Source organism: Desulfosporosinus metallidurans, from assembly GCF_001936615.1.
Lineage (GTDB): Bacteria > Bacillota > Desulfitobacteriia > Desulfitobacteriales > Desulfitobacteriaceae > Desulfosporosinus > Desulfosporosinus metallidurans.
The window spans coordinates 1-3,420 of sequence record NZ_MLBF01000118.1; the positions used below are offsets into that span (position 1 = coordinate 1).

At 53.1% G+C, this 3,420-nt stretch carries 3 protein-coding genes and 1 pseudogene; all 4 read right to left on the reverse strand.

What is annotated here, in order from left to right; all coding sequences use genetic code 11:
• A partial coding sequence (locus DSOL_RS25680; protein WP_235839010.1) for a secretion protein F occupies nt 1-666 on the reverse strand: 666 nt, incomplete at its 3' end.
• A gap of 17 nt (nt 667-683) precedes the next feature.
• Nucleotides 684-1,613 (reverse strand): type II secretion system F family protein, encoded by a 930-nt coding sequence (locus DSOL_RS25685; RefSeq protein ID WP_075367540.1) that lies wholly within the window; start codon nt 1,611-1,613, stop codon nt 684-686.
• Complete coding sequence (locus DSOL_RS25690; protein WP_075367541.1) at nt 1,610-2,962, reverse strand: CpaF/VirB11 family protein; 1,353 nt, start codon at nt 2,960-2,962, stop codon at nt 1,610-1,612. The genes DSOL_RS25685 and DSOL_RS25690 overlap by 4 nt, the downstream gene beginning before the upstream one ends.
• Nucleotides 2,955-3,420, reverse strand: a pseudogene (locus tag DSOL_RS25695) (ParA family protein); the annotation flags it as partial. The pseudogene DSOL_RS25695 and the gene DSOL_RS25690, both read right to left, overlap by 8 nt.

Genomic DNA, 3,420 nt, shown 5'->3' on the forward strand with positions numbered 1-3,420 from the left:
TCCCCGAACCACATCGGAGAGCATGGTGCTCCCGATTCTTGCCTCCAGCCTGGTCAGCGCCGTTTCCTCATTGCCCGATTTCATGTCGGCGATGGTGATTTCCAGCTCCTGCCGAAAACTCTCGCCCGCATTTTTTTGATAGGAATTCAAAATGGACAGCACATCGCGGGAGACCTTTAGCTCCTGGGAAACGGTAGAAACGAACCTCGGCAGCTCATATTCAATCCTTTCACGTTTCTGCCTCACAATTTCGTCGGCCACCTGCTGTTCTCTGAAAAAGACCGCCACCGCCAGAAACAGGATGACGGGGGACAAAATGGGGAAGACGGGCAGCAGGGGGAAAATCAAAAGCGCTATCAGTCCCGCCTTTACCCAGGCCCTGGCGATATAGGTTTCGGGGGTCAGCTTCATCCCTGCGGATTTCAAAGCGGCCTCCAGCTTGCGGCGCCTGTAGCCATCCAGCCTGATAAGCCCGGAAAGTCTGGATGAAAGCTCAAAGACGACTGTTTCAAGGTTCATGGTCTGCTTTTTATCCTGCCTTGCCACCGTCAAGACCGCCTTTGTAGTTGCAAGGGTCGGCAGCTTCAATACGTCGGCAAGGACAAAATACGCCCCTGCCGCGAAGAACAGGACGAAGAAAAATAGAATGGCATACAAGGGTTTCACCTCATTTCAGAATTATATTATCGCTTATATTCAACCGGCTTTGTCAGCCGGATCACCGCGGCCAGGGACACGAAGATCACCGCACCGCAGACCGCCAGGATCGCCTTGCCGAAGGATGTGTCCACCAGCGCTGAATACCAGTCCTTGTTGAGAAAATAGATTAACGGTATGTTACCGACCAGCAGCAGCGCCATCGTGATAAACTCCTTTAAGGGCTCATACATCAGATAATCCAGCTCCGCCGATACCACCCGCACGTCTGACAGCTTTGAAATTATAGGGGTCAGGGTGGTTTTCAGGGTTTTATCCTCCTGGCAGGCGGTCATAGAGTCGATCCACTCATGGAACACATCGCTGTTCAGCCGGGGCTTCATGGCTTGAAGGGCCTGCTTCACATTGACGCTGATCAATTTGGTGTCGGCAAGAAAGCCCTGGAAAACATCCGCGACCGGCGGGTTCAAATAACTGAGGTTTTCCTCCACCGCCGTGATGACGCTCTCATTTCGGATATAGGAGGTCGTAATAATCGACAGAGCCGTTTCCAGCTCGGCGTTCATCTGTTTTTTGTAGGAGTGGGACGTGAACAGGATGTACCAGAAAGGCAGCAGCGCCATCCCCAACGCCGCCACGGGCACCATAAAGAAATTTTCCATCAGCAGGGAAACCAGCACGCCAACCACAAGCAGAAAAAAGGAAAGTGCGCACAACGCTCCAAATTTTGTGCTTTTGCCTGTGAGCGCCAGCACTTCTTTGGTTTCCTGGATGGTTTTACGAATGCCCCGTGCCTGCCTGGGGGATTTTGCTTCCTCAATCTGCTTTCCAATGGGTTTTTTCCGGCTTTGCAGCGGCCTGATAATGCTTTCGGCAAACTCAAAGGGGGAAAGCCTCAGAAGCAGGAAACTCCCAGCAATCAGGCCGATGAACGCCAGCATAATGAGAAATGTCATGCAGCATCGTCTCCTTTCGTGATTTTTTTCAGAAGGCTCATCGGCATACCGTTTTCCAGCAGCCTTTTCTGCAAGCTCTCGGACAGGGTGTTCACCCTCTGGAATTCTCCGCAGACGTTTACCTTACCGTCCACCACCTCATTTTCTAAAACATGAAAGCGGAAAAGAGTACGAATTCGCCTTTCTCCGTCAGGAAGTATCTGACACTCAGTTATCTCCATACACTTTCTTGAGTTGTCCTCCAGTTTTTTCACGAACAGGACAATAGGAAACGCCTCGGTGACAAGGTTGTATAGCGTCCGATCGCCCAGGTCGTATTTTTGCGTGCAGAGCGTCACCATGCGGTAGTAGGTGGCATTGCAGCTATTGGCGTGGGTAGTGGTAATGACGGCGTGACCGGTCCGGGCCGCCTCCTGCGCCGCAAACGCTTCGGCTGATTTCATTTCGCCCACGCACACCACATCGGGGTTGCAGGTCAGGGCGTACTCCAGCAGCTTTTCCTGGTCGATATTCTGCTTTTTGTCCTCTGAACACCGGGTGACGGTATGCACCACGTTATTGAGCACATTGCCGTTTTCGTCCTCTTTAACAAGGTCGAATTCACGGCAGCTGTTTTCAATCGTAAACACACGCTTATCATCGGGAATGGTGGACAAAAGCCAGCTCATCAGCGTGGTTTTTCCGCTGCCCGTGGAGCCAGTGACGCACATGGAAAGGCCGTACCGCAGGCAGACGCTTAAAAAATCCAGCATTTCGGCGGTGGAGGTCCCATTGCGGATAAAGTCCTCCCGCGCCAGTTTCTGAGGGTTGACAATCCTGATGGAAGCCGCAATCCCTTTGCCATAGTCGGTCAGCGGGTTGCCCAGGACGGTGATGCGGATTTTGTTGCTCAAATGCCCCACGACGGCAGGCTGCGATTGGTCCAGAATCATGCCGGATTTATGCAGCAGGCGCCGCACCACATCGACGGCATGTTCGGGGCTGTTGAATTTTTCATCGGAGGGAACCACTCTGCCGTCGGCATAGGTGATTTTTACGTCCTTCCAGGAATTGATGTTAATTTCCTCAATATTGGTGGCAAAAAGGTAGGGGGTCAAAAACGAAAACTCTGCCATTTCACTGTAGAGCCTTTCCACAAGCTCATCCGGCGTCAAGCCCTCCACACCCAGGCTGTAATCGGTCAGGTACTTGGAGATGTAGGCGGTGATCTGCTGTTTTTGCTCCGCCGGATTACCCGCAATCACGGTGGCATACTTGCCAGAGATGTATTCCTGCACCTCCTGTAGAATCTCGGAAAACGGCTTTTGGTGCTTTGCCGTGTTGAAGAAAAGACCGATGTTCTTAGCCATTTCCAAACACCCCCTCTGCGATTTCCCGGATGACGGGCTCATACGCTTTTGCGTCTTTGCCGGAAAGACCGTCCAGCAGGGCAAGGGAATAAAACTGTTCCTCGATGGCGTCCACATGGGGCAGTTTGTAGGAAACGCCGCCGTAGGCGTTTTCGTAGCCGCCCGAATCCTGCCGGGGCTTTACATTGGACAGCACCCTGATGTGCTTCTCCGGTTTGAACCGGCGGTCGGCAATGAGGGGCAGGCAGGACATGAAGTAGGACACGCCTTTTAAATCACAGCTTCCCAGCCGCAGTACCGCGTCGGCCACCTCCAGGGCCGCCGTGGACAGAATGCTGTCGGTGAGGCTGCTTGCGCAGTCCACCACCACACAGTCGGCAATATGGCGCAGCAGCACCAGCAGGTCCACCGCGCGTTCCTTCGCATATTCCGCGTAAGTAAAGACATTTTCTCCCGCC

Coding starts and splice junctions, on each gene's coding strand:
- DSOL_RS25685 (WP_075367540.1), bottom strand. CDS start 1,613: ATGACATTTCTCATTATGCTGGCGTTCATCGGCCTGATTGCTGGGAGT.
- DSOL_RS25690 (WP_075367541.1), bottom strand. CDS start 2,962: ATGGCTAAGAACATCGGTCTTTTCTTCAACACGGCAAAGCACCAAAAG.